This is a genomic window from Telluria sp. AIW5 (genome assembly GCF_056680575.1).
The window spans coordinates 1298252-1315441 of the sequence record NZ_CM155289.1 but is presented as its reverse complement, the minus strand read 5'-3'; the positions used below and the strand labels follow the sequence as shown (position 1 = coordinate 1315441).

The window sequence follows — 17190 nt, the reverse complement described above, 5'->3', positions numbered from 1 at the left end:
AAGCAAAAACCCCGCCGAAGCGGGGTTTTTGGTACGACTGGGACTCAGCTATTACTTGGTATCGCCAGCGCAGATGCCTTCGGCGCCAATGAATTTCTGCTTGACCGTGCTAGCGGCGCAGCTCCAAGCGCCACCGTCAGCGGCGCGGGTCAGGGTGATCGTCTGGCCATTCACGCCCGACGGGCCGCCAATGATCTCGCAGGTCATCGTCGCAGCGCCGTCACTGGCGACTGCCGCCGTGAACGTATTGCAGTTTGCCGTCGCCTTTGTCGTGGCGGTTGGCAGGCCAACGGTGGCCGGTCCTGCGACTGTCGTGCTGTCATTCAGTGCGGTATCCATGCCCACTTTACCGCCCGACACTTCAGCCAGTGCCGCGCCGAACTTGGCTTTCGCGGTGTAGTCCTGGTAAGCAGGGATCGCGACAGCGGCCAGGATGCCGATAATCGCAACAACGATCATCAGTTCGATCAGGGTGAAGCCGGCTTGGGCTTTCTTGACAATTTTCATCGATTTCATGGTGTTTCTCCGAGGGTAGGTATGTTGGGGTAAGTATTCGGTATTGCTTCGTGCCACGTATTACCTATTGCAAGCGCCGTGCCAGCCCGTTTAGCGCTCAAATCATTAGCATCCTCACAATAAAAGCGACCAAATTCGTCATCCACGCCTCCCGTACTGACAATTTTTGTCACCAACGGTGCATTTTCTGTCTGTTCGGAAACAATTTTTGTGATTGGCGTGTGGCCCCGAGCGCACGGCCCATAAAAAAAGAGGAGCCCGCAGGCTCCTCTCTTCAGAACAAGATCTAATCGGTATTACAGCATGGCCTTCAGCAGGCGTGCCATTTCCGACGGGTTCTTGGTGGCTTTGATGCCGCACTCTTCCATGATGTCCAGCTTGGCTTGCGCGGTATCTGCGCCGCCCGAGATCAGCGCGCCGGCGTGGCCCATGCGCTTGCCTGGAGGAGCGGTGACACCGGCGATGAAGCAGACCACTGGCTTCTTCATGTTCTCTTTGATCCAGTAGGCAGCATTGCCTTCGTCCGGACCGCCGATTTCGCCGATCATGATGACCGCGTCGGTATCAGGATCGTCGTTGAACATCTTCATGATGTCGATGTGCTTCAGGCCGTTGATCGGGTCGCCGCCGATGCCGACTGCCGACGATTGGCCCAGGCCCAGTGCGGTCAGCTGGCCGACTGCTTCGTACGTCAGGGTACCCGAACGCGACACGACGCCGATGCGGCCCTTCTTGTGGATGTGGCCCGGCATGATGCCGATCTTGATTTCGTCCGGGGTGATCAGGCCTGGGCAGTTAGGACCCAGCAGCAGGGTCTTCGAGCCGGCTTTGGCCATGCGGTCCTTCAGGGCCATCATGTCGCGGACAGGGATGCCTTCGGTGATGCAGATGGCGAGATCCAGGTCGGCTTCGACAGCTTCCCAGATTGCAGCGGCTGCGCCTGCCGGCGGAACGTAGATCACCGACACGGTTGCGCCGGTGGCAGCTTTCGCTTCCGACACATTAGCGTAGATCGGGATGCCTTCGAAGTCTTCACCGGCCTTCTTCGGGTTCACGCCTGCGACGAAGGCAGCTTTGCCGTTCGCGTAGTCGCGGCACATACGGGTATGGAACTGACCGGTCTTGCCGGTGATACCCTGGGTGATGACTTTAGTATCTTTGTTGATCAGGATCGACATTTGTTTATTCCTTGAATTAGGCTTTACCAGCTGCAGCGGCGACGACGGCCTTGGCTGCATCTTCCATCGTATCGGCAGCGATGATCGGCAGACCGGAGTCGGCCAGCATCTTCTTGCCCAGGTCTTCGTTGGTGCCCTTCATGCGGACGACCAGCGGCACTTGCAGCGAGACAGCTTTCGATGCGGTGATCACGCCTTCGGCGATGACGTCGCAACGCATGATGCCGCCGAAGATGTTGACCAGGATGGCTTTCAGGCCTGGGTTCTTCAACATGATCTTGAATGCTTCGGTGACTTTCTCAGCCGTCGCACCGCCGCCCACGTCCAGGAAGTTGGCCGGCTCGCCGCCGAACAGCTTGATGGTGTCCATGGTGGCCATGGCCAGGCCGGCGCCGTTCACGAGGCAGCCAATGTTGCCGTCGAGCGAAATGTAGGCGAGGTCGAACTTCGATGCTTCGACTTCGGCTGGATCTTCTTCGTCCAGGTCGCGGTAGGCGACGATTTCCGGCTGGCGGAACAGCGCGTTCGAGTCGAAGTTGAACTTCGCGTCGAGGGCGATGACCTTGCCCGAACCGGTCAGGATCAGCGGGTTGATTTCAGCCAGCGACGCGTCGGTTTCCCAGTACGCCTTGTACAGGCCCTTCAGTTGTACGCGGGCGTCGGCCAGCGATTCGGCAGGCACGCCGATCTTGGTCGAGATCTCGTCCGCTTCGGCGTCGGTCAGGCCGACCGATGGGTCGATCGCGATCGAGTGGATTTTTTCCGGGTTGCTGTGTGCGACTTCTTCGATGTCCATGCCGCCTTCCGAGGAGGCCATCAGCACGACGCGCTGCGAAATGCGGTCGGTGACCATCGAGACGTACAGTTCCTTCTTGATGTCGGCGCCTTCTTCGACCAGCAGGCGACGCACTTTCTGGCCTTCAGGGCCGGTCTGGTGCGTGACCAGCTGCATGCCCATGATCTGTTCCGCGTATTCGCGGACTTGTTCCAGCGACTTGGCAACCTTCACGCCGCCGCCTTTACCACGGCCGCCAGCATGGATCTGGGCCTTGACCACCCAGACCGGGCCGCCGAGCTCTTCAGCTGCCTTGACGGCTTCGTCGACCGACATGCACGGAATGCCGCGCGGAACCGTCACTCCGAACTTTCGGAGGATTTCTTTGCCCTGATACTCATGGATTTTCATGCTGGCTTCCCTTCTTCTGTTACTGATTTAGCTACGTTAATTGGAAACTTCGACATCAATATCAACCCTGTACGGCCTTGATTACCCAGCGCGGGTAATACTTTGCCACAGCGGGGCCGTCGGCGCGCAGCGCGTGGCAGCCGTCGATTTCGTACGGACGCGCAGCCTCGCCCTCATTGGCGGCGTTGCGTGTCTCGAACGCGTCATCGGCGAAGGCCTGGATTGCCGCGGTGGGCAAGACCTGCGCCAATTCAGTCAGGTGGGTGCAACCGAGCACGCCCGAGAGGCGGTCTTTCAGATGCAGCCGAAAATGTTTCATGAGCGACAGGCCGACCAGCTTTTTATACGCCGGGCCGATGACGTCGCAGTAACCGGGGTAGGGAACCGAGTCGGACGCGGCTTCGGCGTCGACGATCTCGAGGTCGCGGTTGATGGTGATGCGCAGGCTCAGGTCGTGCACGGCGGTGCCGGCAGGACGGTTGCCGGAGGCAAGCACGATGTCGCGTGCCTTGATGTCGCGGATGCGGGCGTCAAGATCCCACAGGCCATCGTCGCGCGCGTACGCTTCGACGGAAATGGCGCGTGTATGCCGCAGGGAGCGCGGGGTGGGAGAAGACAGGGGCATAAAAAACAAATGTGCCGATTGACCGGCAATCAAGGTGGCAGCTATGTGCTGATGCACGTTACCGCAGCTTCTGCGGCAACTACCGCTCATGCGGCGCTGCTTAAACCGTGAAAGTTTAGCACAGGCGGGGGCGGGTTGCACTGCAACATGGGGATCAGGCGGACGCGCGGCGGGCGGCAGTCGGGCAAACGTGGCCCGCTTGCCCATGTCGGCGTCGACGGCTTCACGCGGCTTGCGCTGGAGACCGCAAAGTGGTGGCTCACCAGTGGGCAAGGCCCCGGCTCAGGCCGCGGCGTCCTTGATAAAGCAGGATTGCCCCTCGGCGTCGAGGCAGATATCGGCATTGCTGCGAACAGTCGTCGTCCAGACGCTACTACCCGCTGCGGGTTCGGTACCGCGCCAGGCCAGGCCGTGGAACGAGACGTGCGGACCGTTCCCACGTTCGTCTTCCCAGCGGCCGCGGATCTCATCGGTCATGGCGCCGGGGCCATCGATCTGGAGCACATACTCGCCGCTGGCCCGGACGTCAAGCACCAGGGTTTTGTCCGCCGTGCCAAGCCGATACGTCCCGGTTGGCTCGACTGGCGGCCTGCTGCAGGCGGCGAGGATGAGGATCGGCATGACTGCGAAGAGTGTTTTCATAATGACAATGACTCCGACAAACAAGCGCCAGCGTGCAGCGTCATCCGGGGTTGAGGAATATGCGGGCGCATATCGCTGGATGGCGCTCCACGCTGGCGCCTGGGAAATAGATTAGTTTAGTTCGGATACAGCGTTGATACGGCTACGGGCCGCCCGGGATGCGGCAAGCCTTAAAACTCGTCGTCTTCTTCCGGCGCGCCTTTGAGGGCTGTGCGTACGGCGCCGCTCGAAAAGCCGCGGGCCATCAGAAAACGCATCTGCTTGTTGCGTTCGGCCGCGTCTTGCGCGACGGTGCCAAACTTGCGCTGCCAGACCTCGACCGCGCGGGCGGTCTCGCTCTCGGCCAGGCCGGGTTTCAGCTCGGCCAGCGCTTCGCCGTTGACGCCATGGCTTTGCAGCTCGGCGAAGACACGGCTGTTGCCGAAGCGCGCAGCCTTTCGATGAATCAGCGATTCAGCAAAACGCTCCTGCGACAGCCAGTTGTTCTTTTCCAGAAAATCGAGGAGGGCGTCGATGTCGTCGCCCTCCTCCGCATGGCGTGCCAGCTTGCGCTTGAGCTCGAGCCGGCTGTGCTCCCTCATGGAGAGGTAGCGCAGGGCCCGACCTTTCAGACTCAATACTGGTTGGCGCATGGCGAATACAGCTCATCGGATAGGGCCGCGGGTTGCAGGTTGAAGGACAACCGGCCCGCCCCGCCCCAGCCGATTACTCCGAAACAGCCTTCAGCTTCGGCGCCTTGTCTTCGGCGTCGCCACCGACTGGCGGCGGCAGTTCGCGCACACCCAGGGCCGCACGGACCTTGTTCTCGATTTCGCGCGCCAGTGCCGGGCGGTCTTTCAAGAACTGACGGGCGTTGTCCTTGCCCTGGCCGATACGTTCGCCGTTATAGCTGTACCACGAACCGGACTTCTCCACGATCTTGTTGTCGGCGCCAAGATCCAGGATTTCGCCTTCACGGGAAGTGCCTTCTCCATAAAGAATGTCGAAGTGCGCTTCGCGGAATGGTGGCGCGATCTTGTTCTTGACGACCTTGACCTTGGTTTCATTACCGATCACCTCGTCACCCGACTTGATCGAGCCGGTACGGCGGATGTCCAGGCGCACGGAGGCGTAGAACTTCAGCGCGTTACCGCCGGTCGTGGTTTCCGGGCTGCCGAACATCACACCGATCTTCATACGGATCTGGTTAATGAAGATGACCAGGGTGTTCGTACGGTTGATCGACGCGGTCAGCTTGCGCAGTGCCTGCGACATCAGACGCGCTTGCAGGCCCGGCAGCGAATCGCCCATGTCGCCTTCGATCTCGGCGCGCGGGGTCAGTGCCGCCACCGAGTCGATGACCACCAGGTCGACCGAACCCGAACGCACGAGTGCGTCGGTAATTTCCAGTGCCTGCTCGCCGGTGTCCGGCTGCGAGATCAGCAGTTCGTCGAGCTTGATGCCCAGCTTCTGCGCATAACCCACGTCGAGCGCGTGCTCGGCGTCGATGAAGGCGCAGGTGCCGCCGAGCTTTTGCATTTGTGCGATGGTCTGCAGGGTCAGCGTGGTTTTACCCGACGATTCCGGACCATAGATTTCCACGATACGGCCACGCGGCAAGCCGCCGACGCCAAGCGCGATGTCCAGGCCCAGCGAGCCGGTGGAGACGGTCTGCACTTCCTCGACGGGCGTGTTTGCGTCCATCCGCATGACCGAACCCTTGCCGAACTGCTTTTCGATCTGCGCGAGGGCGGCGGCCAGCGCTTTGCCTTTTTCAGCCGCGTTGTGTACTACTTTCTTGTCGTCCATAATTTTCTCTCAGTCTTGGAGGTACCAAGGTGTGGGCACCCTCACGCTTTTCAATAGCCACTACTGTATAAAACTCCAGTGGTTTTGGCAAGCGGGATTTTGCCCGACCGTTGCAGAAGGCTCGCATTGTTGCGCCAAATCAAACACAATGAGGTTGTGAAAAAAACTCCAGGGTAAGGGATGCGCCCCCCCCCGAAGCAGCGTCGAAGACAGTACCTTAGTACGGCAAGACGATGCAACGCCGCCATGGAGGATTTTTTCGCAACCTCAGGCGGTAGCCGGGAGGTCTAATCGATAACAGGGTGATCTTATGCGAATTTTGCTTGCGGAAGATGATAGCGTACTCGCGGACGGGCTGACGCGCTCGCTGCGCCAGTCCGGCTATGCGATCGACGACGTGCGGAACGGCCAGGACGCCGACACGGCCCTCTCGACCCAGGAATTCGACCTCCTGATCCTCGACCTCGGGCTGCCGAAAATGTCGGGCCTGGAAGTGCTGCGCCGCCTGCGCGCCCGCTCTTCCCTGCTGCCCGTACTGATCCTCACCGCGGCCGACTCGGTCGAGCAGCGCGTCGAGGGGCTCGACCTCGGCGCCGACGACTACATGGCCAAGCCCTTCGCCCTGTCCGAACTCGAGGCGCGGGTACGGGCGTTGACCCGGCGCGGCGCCGGCGGCGGCCCGACCGTGATCCGCCACGGCCCGCTGGTCTACGACCAGGTCGGGCGCAGCGCCTATATCAACGAGCACATGCTCGACCTCTCCGCGCGCGAACTGGGCCTGCTGGAAATCCTGCTGGCGCGCACCGGGCGCCTGGTGTCGAAGGAGCAGCTGGTCGACCACCTGTGCGAATGGGGTGAAGAGGTGTCGAACAACGCCATCGAGGTGTATGTGCACCGGCTGCGCAAGAAAATCGAGGTGGGCGGGGTGCGCATCGCCACCGTGCGCGGTCTGGGCTATTGCCTCGAAAAATATTCGGACGCGGCCCGTGCCGGCGCCGAGCAGCCCCCCGACGCCAAGTGAACGAACGTGATGCTGGTGTGACCGAGTTCGAGGCGCCCCTGCCGGAGCCGCTCTACGTCCCGCCGAATCCCGAGCCGGAAGAAAACATCCAGCATTCGCTGTTCGGCGAAATCCTCGACTGGATGCTGGCGCCCCTGCTGCTGCTGTGGCCGATGAGCATCGCGATCACTTACCTGGTCGCGAAATCGATCGCCAATCAACCCTTCGACCATGCGCTGGAGGACCGGGTCACGGTGCTGGCCCAGCAGGTGCGCGAAGAGAACGGGGTCATCAATACCCGCCTGCCCGGCAGCGCGCGCGACATCCTGCGCGCCGACGACATCGACAATGTGTACTTCCAGGTGCTCGACGCGGCCGGGCGCCAGGTGGACGGCGACCGCGAACTGCCGCGCCCGAGGGAAGACGATGGCGACAAGGATGGCGCGGTGCACTTTCGCAATGCCGCGCTGCACGGCACGCCCTTGCGCGTCGCCTACCTGTACATCAACCTCGACCCGCTGGCGCCGCCCGACAGCAGCTCGCCCGCCTTTCCCCGTAAGGCGCTGGTGCAGGTGGCCGAAACGCTGGAGAAGCGCGCCCTGCTCGCCAACGAGATCATCAAGGGCGTGATCCTGCCCCAATTCATTATCTTGCCGATCATCCTGGCCCTGGTCTGGTTCGCCCTCTCGCGCGGTTTATCCCCGCTTGCCGAACTCCAGGAACGGATCCGCGCGCGTAGCTCCGACGACCTGTCTCCCATCGATTCGCGCCAGGTGCCCGAGGAAATTTCGCCCCTGGTCGGCTCCTTGAACGACATGCTGGGCCGGCTGTCCCAGACCATCGACATGCAGAAGCGTTTCATTGCCGACGCTGCGCACCAGATGAAGACGCCGCTGGCGGGCATGCGCATGCAGTCGGAACTGGCGCTGCGCCAGATTGATCCGGACGAAATCCACCGTTCGCTGGAACAATTGGCGAAAAGCTCGGAATCGGCGACGCGCCTGGTGAACCAGCTGCTGGCCCTGGCGCGCGCCGAAAACCAGCCGCATGCCGGCCTGGCCTTCGAGGAAATCAAGCTGGCGGCGCTCGCGCGCGGCGTGGTGCAGGACTGGGTGCAAGCGTCGTTTGCCCAGCATATCGACCTCGGCTACGAGCCGCAGGACGAAGATGTGACGATTGCCGGCAACGCGCTGATGCTGCGCGAACTGCTGTCGAACCTGATCGACAACGCGCTGCGCTACACCCCGGCCGGCGGCAGCGTCACCGTGCGCGTACGCCGCGATGGCGACTACGCGCTGCTCGAAGTCGAGGATACCGGCCCCGGCATCGCCCCGCACGAGCGGCCGCACGTGTTCGAACGCTTCTACCGCATCCTCGGCTCGAGCGCGAGCGGCAGCGGCCTGGGGCTGGCCATCGTGCGCGAGATTGCCGGCCAGCACGGCGCCGAAGTCGACATTTTTAATAATCCGCGCAGCCATTCGGCCCAATTCCCGGGCAGCCTGTTCCGGCTGACCTTCCCGCCACCTGTCAACGACGACATCGATGCCGCCTGAACCCGCGCCACCTTCCCTCCCCTCGCCCGAAGCCGAGCTGCAGCGCCAGCGCCGCCTGGTTGCAGCCCGCGCCCGCCACTGGCAGCGCACGCGCCGGCTCACCGTCGTGCTGCTGGCGCTGTGGCTGGCGACCGGTTTCTGCACGGTTTATTTCGCGCGCGAACTGGCCCGGGTAACCGTGTTCGGCTGGCCGCTCTCTTTCTACATGGCGGCGCAAGGGGCATCCCTGATTTGCCTGGCCATCATCGGCGTCTACGCCTGGCGCATGCGCCGTTTTGACCGCGACCTGGCCCGCTCGCTCGAGGCCGGCGCCGGGGTAACTACATGAGCGGCAACAAGCGCTACTTCCGGCGCCTGTCCGGCTACTACGCCTGGTTCTGCGTCTGCTTCGCCGGCTTCCTGCTGGCCCTGACGGTGCTCGAAAACGAGGGAATGCCGCGCTTGTGGATCGGCCACCTGTTCATGTTCGCCACCATCGTGCTGTACGCCACCATCGGCGTGGTCAGCCGCACCTCGAACGTGACCGAATACTATGTTGCAGGACGCCGCGTGCCGGCCATGTTCAACGGCATGGCCACCGCCGCCGACTGGATATCGGCGGCCAGCTTCATCAGCCTGGCGGGCGGCCTGTACCTGTCCGGCTTCGACGCCCTTGCCTATATCATGGGCTGGACCGGCGGCTATTGCCTGGTCGCGCTCCTGATCGCGCCCTACCTGCGCAAATTTGCCCAGTACACGATCCCCGACTACCTTGCCGTGCGCTACGGCGGCGGCGCAGGCGGGCGCGGCGGACCCGTGCGGGCGCTGGCCGTCGGCGCCACCATCATCGTCTCCTTCGTCTATGTCGTGGCGCAGATCTATGCCGTCGGCCTGATCGCTTCCCGCTTTACGGGCGTCGATTTCTCGGTCGGCATTTTCCTCGGCCTGGCCAGTATCCTGGTCTGCTCCTTCCTGGGCGGCATGCGCGGCATTACGTGGACGCAGGTCGCTCAGTACATCATCATCCTGGTCGCCTTCCTGATCCCGACCATGTGGTTGTCCGTAAAACATGCCGACAATCCCTTGCCGCAAGTGGCCTACGGTTCGGTGCTGCCGAAACTGGCCCAGCGCGAAGCGCAACTGGCGGCGGACCCGCGCGAACACGAAGTGCGCGCCCGCTTCCAGCAGCAGGCCGACGGCTATGGCGCGCGGCTGGCCGGGTTGCCCGCCTCCTGGGAACAAGGCAAGGTCGAAGCGCAACGCCGGCTCGACACGGCGCGCCTGCGCAACCTGTCGCTGGCCGACGTGCGCAGTGCCGAGCGGGCGCTGGCGGCCTACCCGAAGACGGCGGACGATGCCGAGGCGCTCTGGCGCGAACAGCGCGCCCGCCTGCTGGTGCGGGCCCAGCCGCCCCAGCCGCATGCGCTGCCTTTCGCCGGCGCGACCGAAGCGGAATCGAATGCGCGCCGCAACAATTTTCTCGCGCTCGTGTTCTGCCTGATGTTCGGCACCGCCGCCCTGCCCCACATCCTGATGCGCTCGTACACCACGCCCTCGGTGCATGAGACCCGGGTCTCGGTGTTCTGGACCCTGTTCTTCATCCTGCTGATCTACCTGAGCATTCCCGCGCTGGCCGTGCTGGCGAAATACGACATTTATACGAGCCTGGTCGGCAGCGATTTCAATTCCCTGCCGACCTGGATTGCCTACTGGGCGAATATCGACAAGGTCAATCCCCTGATCCAGGTGGTCGACATCAACGGCGACGGCCTGGTGCAGCTGGCGGAAATCGCGATCGACGGCGACATGCTGGTGCTGGCCACGCCGGAAATCGGCGGCCTGCCCTATGTGATTTCGGGGCTGGTCGCGGCCGGCGGCCTGGCGGCGGCGCTGTCCACGGCCGACGGCCTGCTGCTGGCGATCGCGAACGCACTCTCGCACGACATTTATTACAAGATCGTCGACCCCGGCGCCTCGACCCAGAAACGGGTGACGATTTCCAAGCTATTGCTGCTGGCGGTCGCTTTCATTGCGGCCTATGCCGCCTCGCAAAAGCCGGCCGACATTTTGTCGCTCGTCGGCGCCGCCTTTTCGCTGGCGGCCTCGGCGCTGTTCCCGGCGCTGGTGCTGGGGGTGTTCTGGAAGCGCGCGAACCACGCCGGAGCGATTGCGGGCATGGTGGCAGGGTTCATGGTCTGCCTGTACTACATGATCCGGGTGCATCCGATGCTGGGCGGGCGCATGGATGCGGCGTGGTTCGATATCGCGCCGATGTCGGCGGGTATTTTCGGGGTGCCGGCGGGGCTGCTGGCGGTGGTCGTCGCCAGCCTGCTGACGGCGCCGCCGGCGCGGGGGAGTGATGCTTTGGTGGACTATATCCGGGCGCCGGAGTAGGGCCTATGCGGGCTGTATGGCTGCGCCCGCAGGCGAGTGTTATGCTGAATTGCATTTGTAGAGCGTGTGAAAAAATTGTCAGGGCAAGGGATGCGGCCGCCCGACGCAGCGTCGAAGACAGTACGTGGGTACGGCGAGACGATGCAACGCAGCCATGGCGATTTTTTCACACGCTCGTAGGGTGGGCATTCATGCCCACGCTGTACCACGGCAGAGAGTCGAAATATTTATATCGACCCGCAAACGCCATACCGCGTGGGCATGAAATGCCGACCCTACTTCATCCGCCACCCGTGAAGGAGGTTCTATGTCGTCCGGCAAAATCCTCGTTGCACAAGGAGGCGGTCCGACCGCCGTCATCAACCAGTCGATGGTCGGCGTGACGCTGGAGGCGCGGCGCTTTCGCAACGTCACCCGCATCTACGGCGCCCTGCACGGCGTGCGCGGCATCGTCAACGAGGACTTCCTCGACCTGACCCAGGAAACCAGCCACAACCTCGAACTGGTCGCCGCCACGCCCTCCTCGGCCCTGGGCTCGACCCGCGACAAGCCGGACATGGTCTATTGCCAGAGCATCTTCGACGTCCTGCGCGCCCACGAGATCGAGCATTTTTTCTACATCGGCGGCAATGACTCGGCCGACACGGTGCGCATCGTCAGCGAAGAGGCGCGCGCCGCCGGCTATCCGCTGCGCTGCATCCACATCCCGAAGACCATCGACAACGACCTGGTCGGCAACGACCACACGCCGGGCTTCCCCTCGGCCGCGCGCTTTGTCGCCCAGGCCTTTGCCGGCGCCAACCTCGACAACGCCGCCCTGCCCGGGATCTACGTCGGCGTGGTGATGGGGCGCCACGCGGGCTTCCTGACGGCCGCCTCGGCCCTCGGCAAAAAGTTCCCCGACGATGGTCCTCACCTGATCTACCTGCCCGAACGCGTGTTCGACCTGCCACGTTTCCTGTCCGACGTGAAGGCGACTTACGAACGGTATGGACGTTGCGTGATCGCCGTCTCCGAAGGCGTCCACGACGCCGCCGGCGAACCGATCATGACCTTGCTGGCCAAAGACATCGAAAAGGATGCGCACGGCAACGTGCAACTGTCGGGCACCGGCGCGCTGGCCGACCTGCTGTGCGAAGAGATCAAGGAGAAATTGGGCATCAAGCGCGTGCGCGGCGACACTTTCGGCTACCTGCAGCGCTCCTTCATCGGCTGCGTGTCGGATGTCGACCAGCGCGAGGCGCGCGAAGTCGGAGAGAAGGCGGTGCAGTTCGCGATGTGGGGAGATCGGGACGGCTCGGTCGTCATCCGGCGCACGGGTTTCTATTCGGTCGACTACGAGCTGCTGCCGCTCGACCAGGTCGCCGGCAAGACGCGCACGATGGAAGACGAATTCATCAGCGAGAGCGGCACCGATGTGACCGATGCCTTCCGGCTTTACCTCCGCCCGCTGCTCGGATCCGGCATGCCGGACGCGTTCCGGCTGCGCGGGGCGCGGGTGGACAAGATCCTGGCGCGCTGAGCGCAATGAAAGCTGGGGTCAGGTCTGACATTTAGACACGGCCTCAACGATGCCAGGCTGAGTAAGGCAGAGGTCGCGCCAAGGCGGGAGTCCGAATGTCAGACCTGACCCCAGCCTTTTTCTCCAACAAAAAGGCGCTCCTCGGAGCGCCTTTCTTTATCGCATCAAACCGCTTACAGCACCACGGTCTGGGCCTGTCCTTCTTCGCGCGCACGGATTTCGCCGATGCGGTACACGGTCTCGCCAGCCGCCTGCAATTGCGCCATGGCCGCGTCCGCATTCTCTTTCGAGACGATGACCGTCATGCCGATGCCGCAGTTGAACACGCGGTGCATCTCCGCATCGGCCACACCGCCATGCTGCTGCAGCCACTGGAACAGCGGCGGCATCGTCCACGACTTGCCGTCGAGCACGGCCGTCAGATTGTCCTGCAGCACGCGCGGGATGTTCTCGACCAGGCCGCCGCCGGTGATGTGGACCAGGCCCTTCACTTCCATCGAGGCCATCAGCGCCAGCAGCGGTTTGACGTAGAGGCGGGTCGGCGCCATCAACACGTCCGACAGCTTGCGCCCGTGGAAGTCCGCTTCCAGGTCGGGTTTCGCCACTTCGATGATCTTGCGCACCAGCGAATAGCCGTTGGAGTGGATGCCCGACGAGGCCAGGCCCAGCACCACGTCGCCCGGGACGATCTTGCTGCCGTCGATGATCTGCGATTTTTCCACCGCGCCGACCGCGAAGCCAGCCAGGTCGTATTCGCCGTCCGGGTACATGCCAGGCATCTCGGCAGTCTCGCCGCCGAGCAGCGCGCAGCCGGACTGTTCGCAGCCCTCGGCGATGCCCTTGACCACTGCCGTCGCCGTCGCCACGTCGAGCTTGCCGCAGGCGAAATAGTCGAGGAAGAACAGCGGTTCGGCGCCCTGCACCAGGATGTCGTTCACGCTCATCGCGACCAGGTCGATGCCGACCGTGTCATGGCGGTTCAGCTCGAAGGCGAGTTTGAGCTTGGTGCCGACGCCGTCGGTACCGGAGACCAGGACCGGCTCCTTGAACTTCTTGCTGATCTCGAACAGCCCGCCGAAACCACCGATTCCGCCGAGTACGCCTTCGCGCATGGTGCGCTTGGCTAACGGCTTGATCGCTTCGACCAGGGCGTCCCCGGCGTCGATGTCGACACCGGCGTCGCGATAGGAGAGAGAAACATTAGATGGTTGGCTCATGGTATTTGGCAGCGGAGGCGGTAAAATAGAAGGCGTGGACTGAATCAAGCGCTGATTTTGGTCAATTCGCTATTCTAACAAAACGGCCCGGCCCCAACCCGCCAACCGAGATAACAACAAAAACATGCCCTCATCCCGCCATCCGGAGCACACACCGCCGAGCCTTGCGCCGGCGCTCCCGAAGGCATCCGCGCCGGGCGTTCCGGACCTGTCATCCGGCGCGCGCCATGCGTGCGTTTCCATTGTCAGCCCGGCAGCTCCTATAATGCCGCATGCGTATGACACTTCCAGGATGAGCCGATCGCCATGAAACAGCTGGTGCTCGATTTAGGCGCCGAGCCGGCGCACAGCCTCGATACCTTCCAGGTCGGGGAAAATGCCGAACTGGCGCACCTGATGCACCAGTTCGCGCAGCGCGTTTCGCGCGAGCATTTCGCCTACCTGTGGGGCGACACGGGCGCCGGCAAGACCCACCTGCTGCAGGCCCTGGCCGCCACGCCCAATTCGCGCTACATCGCGGCCGACGCGCCGGGCGCCGACTTCGTCTATTCCCCGGACATTTCGCTGTATTTGCTCGACGACTGCGACCGCCTGGCGGCGAATGCCCAGATCGACGCGTTCGCCCTGTTCAATCAAATCCGCGAACACGGCGCCTACATGGTGTCCACCGGCCCGGTGCCGCCGGCCGTGCTGCCGGTGCGCGAAGATCTGCGCACGCGCATGGGCTGGGGCCTCATTTACCTGATCCACGGCCTGTCGGACGACCAGAAGATCGCCGCCCTGACGCAAGCGGCCGAGGCGCGCGGCCTGACCTTGTCGGCCAGCGTGCTACCCTATTTGTTATCCCACTTCAAGCGCGACATGCGCTCGCTGGCGACGATGCTCGACGCCCTCGACCAGTATTCGCTCGAAACCCAGCGCCCGGTCACGCTGCCGCTGCTGCGCGATTTGCTCTTGTCACATCCGCCGGCCGAAGCCGCGCAGTCGGAACCGACGCAGCCGGAACCACGCAGTCAGAAACCAAACGATGAATAAGCTCGCCCTGTTTGACCTCGACCACACCTTGCTGCCGATCGACTCGGATTACGAGTGGGGCCAGTTTTTGGTACGCATCGGCGCCGTCGACGCACGCGACTATGCGCGCCGCAACGACGCCTTCTTCGCCCAGTACCAGGAAGGCAGGCTCGACCCCGTCGAATACCTCGAATTCGCCCTCGGCACCCTGGCCGGTTTTCCACGCGCCGAACTCGACGCCATGCACGCCCGGTACATGCGCGAGGTGATCGAACCGGCGGTGCGCCCGCAGGCGCTGGCGCTGGTGCAGCGCCACCTCGATGCCGGCGACCTGGTGGCGATCATCACCGCCACCAACCATTACATCACGGCGCCGATCGCAAAGCTGTTCGGCGTCGAGCACCACATCGCGGCGATGCCGGACCTTGACGCCGAGGGCAAGCTGACCGGGAAACTGGCCGGCACGCCGACCTCCGGTCCGGGCAAGATCGCGCACATGCACGCCTGGCTGGAAGGCCTGGACCGCCCGTTCGGCAGCTTCGAGAGCAGCCATTTCTACAGCGATTCGCACAACGACATTCCGCTGCTATCGATCGTGTCCCACCCGGTCGCGACCAACCCGAGCGCCGCGCTCGCCAGCCACGCACAAGCCCAAGGCTGGCCTTTACTCCATCTCTTCAATGATTAAAAAATTCATTCGTAAAATCCTTGGCGTGAAAGACGAGCGCGATCCCACCGAACCGGTCGTCCTCGGACCGGAAGAACACGGCATCGACCCCAAACTCGTGTCGCCGAACGCGATCCGCCTCACGCAAACCCTGCAGGAAGCCGGCTTCAAGGCCTTTGTCGTGGGTGGCGCCGTGCGCGACCTGCTGCTGGGCGTGAAGCCGAAAGATTTTGATATCGCCACCGACGCCACGCCGGAGCAGGTGAAAAAACTGTTCCGCCGCGCCTTCATCATCGGCCGCCGCTTCCAGATCGTGCACGTGATGTTCGGCCAGGAGCTGCTGGAAGTGACGACCTTCCGCGGCAACGGCAGCGACAACGCGCCGAAGGACGAGCACGGCCGCGTCCTGCGCGACAACAGCTTCGGCCCCCAGCACGAGGATGCCGAGCGGCGCGACTTCACGATCAATGCGATGTACTACGATCCGGCCAACCAGATTGTGCTGGACTACCACGGCGGCATCGCCGACATCCGCGAGAAAACCCTGCGCATCATCGGCGTGCCGGAAGCGCGCTACCGCGAAGACCCGGTGCGCATGCTGCGCGTGGTGCGTTTCGCGGCGAAACTCGGCTTTACCATCGAGCCGGCCACGCGTGCGCCGATTCCCGTGATGGCGACGCTGATCGACAACGTCCCGGCCGCGCGCGTGTTCGACGAGATGCTGAAATTGCTGCTGTCGGGCCACGCACTGGCCTGCCTGAAGGAACTGCGCTCGGCCGGCCTGCACCACGGCCTGCTGCCGCTGCTCGACGTCGTGCTCGAGCAGCCGATCGGCATGAAATTCGTCACGCTGGCGCTCGAATCCACCGATTCGCGCGTCAAAGCCGGCAAGGGCGTCTCGCCGGGCTTCCTGTTCGCCTCCCTGCTGTGGCACCAGGTGCTGGAAAAATGGACGGCCTACCGCGCCGCCGGAGAGGCGCCAATCCCGGCCCTGCACCTGGCCGCCGACGACGTGCTGGAAACGCAAACGGACAACCTCGCCCTGCAGCGCCGCATCGCCACCGACATGCGCGATATCTGGGCCATGCAGCCGCGCTTCGAACGCCGCACCGGCAAAGCGCCGTATAAATTGCTGGAAAACCCGCGCTTCCGCGCCGGCTACGACTTCCTGCTGCTGCGCTGCGAGTCGGGCGAGCTGGAGATGGAGATCGGCGAGTGGTGGACCGCCTTTTATGAAGCCGAAGCGGGCGAACGCGAACGCCTGGTCACCCAGGCGAACCGTCCGGCGCCCGTCGCCGGCGAAAAGAAGAAACGTGCCCCACGCCGTGGGCCGCGCAACCGCAGCGGCGAAGGCGCCGATGCAGGCGCGGGATCGAACGCGGGCTCGAGCGCGGACTCGATCGATTCAGCACCGACCGCGAGCAACCTCCGGGAATGATCGCTGTTATCGGGATCGGCGCCAACCTGGGCGATGCGCGCGCGAATGTCCTCGACGCGCTGGCGCGCCTGGGCATGCAGTCGGGCTGCCGCCTGGTGGCCTCGTCCAGCCTGTGGCGCACGGCGCCGGTCGATGCCTCCGGCGACGACTACATCAATGCCGTGGCCCTGCTCGACACCGACCTCGACGCGCACGTGCTGCTGGCGACGCTGCACGCCATCGAAACGGCGCACGGCCGTGCGCGTCCCTACCTGAACGCCCCGCGCACGCTCGACCTCGACCTGCTGCTGTACGGCGACGAGCGCATCGACACCCCGGCCCTGACGGTGCCGCACCCGCGCATGCACGAACGCGCCTTCGTGCTGGCGCCGCTGCTGGAAGTGGCGCCGGAAACGGTGATTCCGGGCCGCGGCCGCGCCGCCGATTTTTTAGCAAACGTGGCCGGCCAGGCCGTTGCCCGCCTCGACTGAC

General features: G+C 63.6%; 17 protein-coding genes. 9 read left to right on the top strand and 8 right to left on the bottom strand.

Annotation, left to right across the window (positions count from 1 at the left end):
* Positions 1 to 51: 51 nt before the first annotated feature.
* The 7 genes from AC1MEM_RS05815 to recA all read right to left on the bottom strand — a co-directional run bounded on the left by AC1MEM_RS05815 (position 52) and on the right by recA (position 5935).
* On the bottom strand, positions 52 to 516 hold the full coding sequence (locus AC1MEM_RS05815; RefSeq protein WP_499475920.1) for a pilin: 465 nt from the start codon (positions 514 to 516) through the stop codon (positions 52 to 54).
* Positions 517 to 812: 296 nt separating this feature from the next.
* Positions 813 to 1694: a succinate--CoA ligase subunit alpha gene (sucD, locus tag AC1MEM_RS05810; RefSeq protein ID WP_499475919.1), complete on the bottom strand. Its 882-nt coding sequence runs from the start codon at positions 1692 to 1694 to the stop codon at positions 813 to 815.
* A gap of 16 nt (positions 1695 to 1710) precedes the next feature.
* Positions 1711 to 2880 (bottom strand): ADP-forming succinate--CoA ligase subunit beta, encoded by a 1170-nt coding sequence (sucC, locus tag AC1MEM_RS05805; RefSeq protein ID WP_499475917.1) that lies wholly within the window; start codon positions 2878 to 2880, stop codon positions 1711 to 1713.
* A 61-nt stretch (positions 2881 to 2941) separates the two neighbouring features.
* Positions 2942 to 3505 carry a DUF2889 domain-containing protein gene (locus AC1MEM_RS05800; RefSeq protein WP_499477579.1) on the bottom strand — a complete coding sequence of 188 codons (564 nt, stop codon included), beginning with the start codon at positions 3503 to 3505 and terminating at the stop codon, positions 2942 to 2944.
* A 282-nt stretch (positions 3506 to 3787) separates the two neighbouring features.
* The gene (locus AC1MEM_RS05795; RefSeq protein WP_499475916.1) at positions 3788 to 4147 is read right to left on the bottom strand and encodes a hypothetical protein; all 360 of its coding nucleotides are present in this window, start codon (positions 4145 to 4147) and stop codon (positions 3788 to 3790) included.
* 170 nt (positions 4148 to 4317) lie between these two features.
* On the bottom strand, positions 4318 to 4779 hold the full coding sequence (gene recX, locus AC1MEM_RS05790; protein ID WP_499475914.1) for a recombination regulator RecX: 462 nt from the start codon (positions 4777 to 4779) through the stop codon (positions 4318 to 4320).
* 73 nt (positions 4780 to 4852) lie between these two features.
* Complete coding sequence (recA, locus tag AC1MEM_RS05785) at positions 4853 to 5935, bottom strand: recombinase RecA (protein WP_499475913.1); 1083 nt, start codon at positions 5933 to 5935, stop codon at positions 4853 to 4855.
* Between the two features lie 310 nt (positions 5936 to 6245).
* On the opposite strand from recA, the gene AC1MEM_RS05780 reads away from it, so the two are divergent.
* The 5 genes from AC1MEM_RS05780 (at position 6246) to AC1MEM_RS05760 (ending at position 12383) form a co-directional block, all read left to right on the top strand.
* Complete coding sequence (locus AC1MEM_RS05780; RefSeq protein WP_499475911.1) at positions 6246 to 6956, top strand: response regulator transcription factor; 711 nt, start codon at positions 6246 to 6248, stop codon at positions 6954 to 6956.
* Positions 6953 to 8488, top strand: coding sequence for a sensor histidine kinase N-terminal domain-containing protein (locus tag AC1MEM_RS05775; protein WP_499475910.1), 1536 nt, complete (start codon positions 6953 to 6955; stop codon positions 8486 to 8488). The genes AC1MEM_RS05780 and AC1MEM_RS05775 overlap by 4 nt, the downstream gene beginning before the upstream one ends.
* A complete protein-coding gene (locus AC1MEM_RS05770; RefSeq protein WP_499475909.1) occupies positions 8478 to 8816 on the top strand; it encodes a DUF4212 domain-containing protein in 339 nt (112 codons plus the stop codon). The genes AC1MEM_RS05775 and AC1MEM_RS05770 overlap by 11 nt, the downstream gene beginning before the upstream one ends.
* Positions 8813 to 10861, top strand: coding sequence for a sodium:solute symporter family protein (locus AC1MEM_RS05765; protein ID WP_499475908.1), 2049 nt, complete (start codon positions 8813 to 8815; stop codon positions 10859 to 10861). The genes AC1MEM_RS05770 and AC1MEM_RS05765 overlap by 4 nt, the downstream gene beginning before the upstream one ends.
* Positions 10862 to 11168: 307 nt before the next feature.
* On the top strand, positions 11169 to 12383 hold the full coding sequence (locus AC1MEM_RS05760) for a 6-phosphofructokinase (RefSeq protein ID WP_499475907.1): 1215 nt from the start codon (positions 11169 to 11171) through the stop codon (positions 12381 to 12383).
* A 173-nt stretch (positions 12384 to 12556) separates the two neighbouring features.
* Here the strand turns inward: AC1MEM_RS05760 and purM are convergent, their stop codons facing one another.
* Complete coding sequence (gene purM, locus AC1MEM_RS05755) at positions 12557 to 13600, bottom strand: phosphoribosylformylglycinamidine cyclo-ligase (RefSeq protein ID WP_499475906.1); 1044 nt, start codon at positions 13598 to 13600, stop codon at positions 12557 to 12559.
* A gap of 306 nt (positions 13601 to 13906) precedes the next feature.
* Between purM and hda the strand changes: the two genes are divergently transcribed.
* From hda to folK, 4 genes are read left to right on the top strand one after another with little or no spacing between them, the layout of a single operon-like run.
* Positions 13907 to 14635 carry a DnaA regulatory inactivator Hda gene (hda, locus tag AC1MEM_RS05750; protein WP_499475905.1) on the top strand — a complete coding sequence of 243 codons (729 nt, stop codon included), beginning with the start codon at positions 13907 to 13909 and terminating at the stop codon, positions 14633 to 14635.
* A complete protein-coding gene (locus tag AC1MEM_RS05745; RefSeq protein ID WP_499475904.1) occupies positions 14628 to 15302 on the top strand; it encodes an HAD family hydrolase in 675 nt (224 codons plus the stop codon). The genes hda and AC1MEM_RS05745 overlap by 8 nt, the downstream gene beginning before the upstream one ends.
* Entirely contained in the window at positions 15295 to 16719 is a 1425-nt protein-coding gene (pcnB, locus tag AC1MEM_RS05740; protein WP_499475903.1) for a polynucleotide adenylyltransferase PcnB, read from the top strand. The genes AC1MEM_RS05745 and pcnB overlap by 8 nt, the downstream gene beginning before the upstream one ends.
* Entirely contained in the window at positions 16716 to 17189 is a 474-nt protein-coding gene (folK, locus tag AC1MEM_RS05735; protein ID WP_499475902.1) for a 2-amino-4-hydroxy-6-hydroxymethyldihydropteridine diphosphokinase, read from the top strand. Before pcnB ends, folK begins: the two co-directional genes overlap by 4 nt.
* The last annotated feature ends 1 nt before the right edge of the window (position 17190 follow it).

Bases quoted from the DNA above. Each gene is read 5' to 3' on its own strand.
- AC1MEM_RS05765 (WP_499475908.1), top strand. From the start codon at position 8,813: ATGAGCGGCAACAAGCGCTACTTCCGGCGCCTGTCCGGCTACTACGCC.
- sucC (WP_499475917.1), bottom strand. From the start codon at position 2,880: ATGAAAATCCATGAGTATCAGGGCAAAGAAATCCTCCGAAAGTTCGGA.
- AC1MEM_RS05815 (WP_499475920.1), bottom strand. From the start codon at position 516: ATGAAATCGATGAAAATTGTCAAGAAAGCCCAAGCCGGCTTCACCCTG.
- AC1MEM_RS05770 (WP_499475909.1), top strand. From the start codon at position 8,478: ATGCCGCCTGAACCCGCGCCACCTTCCCTCCCCTCGCCCGAAGCCGAG.
- recX (WP_499475914.1), bottom strand. From the start codon at position 4,779: ATGCGCCAACCAGTATTGAGTCTGAAAGGTCGGGCCCTGCGCTACCTC.
- sucD (WP_499475919.1), bottom strand. From the start codon at position 1,694: ATGTCGATCCTGATCAACAAAGATACTAAAGTCATCACCCAGGGTATC.
- folK (WP_499475902.1), top strand. From the start codon at position 16,716: ATGATCGCTGTTATCGGGATCGGCGCCAACCTGGGCGATGCGCGCGCG.
- AC1MEM_RS05780 (WP_499475911.1), top strand. From the start codon at position 6,246: ATGCGAATTTTGCTTGCGGAAGATGATAGCGTACTCGCGGACGGGCTG.
- purM (WP_499475906.1), bottom strand. From the start codon at position 13,600: ATGAGCCAACCATCTAATGTTTCTCTCTCCTATCGCGACGCCGGTGTC.
- AC1MEM_RS05745 (WP_499475904.1), top strand. From the start codon at position 14,628: ATGAATAAGCTCGCCCTGTTTGACCTCGACCACACCTTGCTGCCGATC.
- AC1MEM_RS05760 (WP_499475907.1), top strand. From the start codon at position 11,169: ATGTCGTCCGGCAAAATCCTCGTTGCACAAGGAGGCGGTCCGACCGCC.
- AC1MEM_RS05795 (WP_499475916.1), bottom strand. From the start codon at position 4,147: ATGAAAACACTCTTCGCAGTCATGCCGATCCTCATCCTCGCCGCCTGC.
- hda (WP_499475905.1), top strand. From the start codon at position 13,907: ATGAAACAGCTGGTGCTCGATTTAGGCGCCGAGCCGGCGCACAGCCTC.
- AC1MEM_RS05800 (WP_499477579.1), bottom strand. From the start codon at position 3,505: ATGCCCCTGTCTTCTCCCACCCCGCGCTCCCTGCGGCATACACGCGCC.
- recA (WP_499475913.1), bottom strand. From the start codon at position 5,935: ATGGACGACAAGAAAGTAGTACACAACGCGGCTGAAAAAGGCAAAGCG.
- pcnB (WP_499475903.1), top strand. From the start codon at position 15,295: ATGATTAAAAAATTCATTCGTAAAATCCTTGGCGTGAAAGACGAGCGC.